Annotated in this window: 3 protein-coding genes and 1 pseudogene; 2 read left to right on the top strand and 2 right to left on the bottom strand. The window is 45.2% G+C overall.

The features are described from left to right. A pseudogene (locus B3O33_RS05095) lies at positions 1-514 on the bottom strand (tRNA (N6-isopentenyl adenosine(37)-C2)-methylthiotransferase MiaB); the annotation flags it as partial. Positions 515-758: 244 nt separating this feature from the next. Continuing rightward, entirely contained in the window at positions 759-1,070 is a 312-nt protein-coding gene (locus B3O33_RS05100) for a hypothetical protein (RefSeq protein WP_292361253.1), read from the bottom strand. A gap of 73 nt (positions 1,071-1,143) precedes the next feature. Between B3O33_RS05100 and B3O33_RS05105 the strand changes: the two genes are divergently transcribed. Together B3O33_RS05105 and B3O33_RS05110 are read left to right on the top strand one after the other, a co-directional pair. Next, on the top strand, positions 1,144-1,491 hold the full coding sequence (locus tag B3O33_RS05105) for a GlcG/HbpS family heme-binding protein (RefSeq protein WP_292361254.1): 348 nt from the start codon (positions 1,144-1,146) through the stop codon (positions 1,489-1,491). Positions 1,492-1,516: 25 nt separating this feature from the next. Next, the gene (locus B3O33_RS05110; protein WP_292361255.1) at positions 1,517-1,717 is read left to right on the top strand and encodes a DUF3185 family protein; all 201 of its coding nucleotides are present in this window, start codon (positions 1,517-1,519) and stop codon (positions 1,715-1,717) included. Positions 1,718-1,757: the final 40 nt, after the last annotated feature.

A 1,757-nucleotide genomic window follows, 5' to 3' on the forward strand; every position in this document is an offset into this window, starting at 1 on the left:
ACTCTCGCAGCACGGCCCCCACAGGACGACTGACTTCTTCACCGCGGGTATACGGTACGACGCAGAATGTGCAGTACTTGCTGCAACCTTCCATGATAGAAACAAACGCTGTTGGGCCATCGGCTTTCGGTGCAGGCAGGTTGTCGAACTTTTCGATTTCCGGGAATGAGATATCAATTTCCGGTTTATTATTTTTTCTGACGTCATCCAGCATGATGGGCAGACGATGCAGGGTTTGCGGCCCAAAGATCAGATCCACATAAGGCGCGCGTTTACGAATCGCTTCACCTTCCTGACTGGCCACACAGCCACCGACACCGATCACCAGATGCGGTTTTTTATCCTTCCAGCGTTTCCAGCGACCCAGTTGATGAAAAACTTTTTCCTGAGCTTTTTCGCGGATCGAACAGGTATTGAGCAACAACACATCCGCTTCTTCAGCGATATCGGTTGTTTCCAGTTGATGCGACGCAGCAAGCACCTCGGCCATCTTGTTCGAGTCGTACTCGTTCATCTGGCAACCAAAGGTTCTGATAAAAAGTTTTCCGGCCATAAAATCAGTTAGTGATAAAGGGCGCACAGCATACGCTTTTTTACCTACTTAGTACAGACAAGTGATTGTTTTTTCAGGGGCAAAATAGTGGCTTTAAAAAACCATGATCCCTCCACACACAACTATCAGATAGCCACTCGCATACAGGCACTCCAAAATCCTCAGTTGCCAAGCAATTTTGGTCAAGAATATCTGAACTGAACATTTAGTCAGGTCGACGCTGACTATTAAGATAATTCCAGGCCTTTTCACACTCCGGCAGATCGTAAAACAACGGCGTTTGAGCACCGCCCTGATTGCCATAATCACTGTAAAAACGATCACAATACTCCTGGCTTCGATCCCACTGCGCAACGCATTCTGCTGCATATTTTTCACGTACAGGTTTCAGTTTCTCCAACCTCGCTGCTTCGCAAGCCTGATTAAGTTGTTGCTGGAGAGCCTGACGATCTTCAGCAATGGCCTGATTTACCAAGATACTCAGAGTTACGCTGAGTAATAAAAAAACGGTTCTCATAGGCTTATCCTGTCATCAAATGAAATAAGTCGTTTTGACTTACATTAATGCGCTTATATCTGGGACTTTTATAGTGGAACCGCTTTTATTCAACATTGTTGTCATTGCAATCACATTCCCTGCCTGGGTAGGCAGTATTGATATTGCCACCAAAAAAGCCCGTACGCCGTTTATTTCGGCATACCCAGTGGAGAAACAGGTCAACTGTCTCAGTCCGGTCAGCCTTATATATGGTATTGAGCATTCAAACGATGGCATGATTACTTTTCCGGGAGGCGTACCGATTGTGGATGATGAAGCATTTATGTCGGGCGCGATAGGTGTAAATGGCAGCTCAGTCGAAAACGATGATCTGGTCGCTCATGCAGGAGCCGAAATCATCAATGTCTGTGATTTGCCGGAACATCTATGGAGAACATAAATAAAATAATTAAAGGAGAGAGAATATGAGTTCCAAACTTTTAGGCATTATCTTGTTAGTTGTCGGCGTTATTCTGCTGATTTTCGGTTGGAATGCTTCACAGTCTTTAGGCGATCAGGTCACTGAAACACTTACTGGCCGTTTTACCGATGAAACCATGTGGTTCATCATTAGTGGTGCTGTAGCTGTGGTAGTGGGCGCTTTTTTAGCACTCGGCAAAAAATAAATTTTAAGATGCCATCGACTCATAAATCAGGCAATGGCAA

The sequence above is a fragment of the Methylophaga sp. UBA1464 genome (genome assembly GCF_002325665.1).
Classification (GTDB): Bacteria; Pseudomonadota; Gammaproteobacteria; order Nitrosococcales; family Methylophagaceae; genus Methylophaga.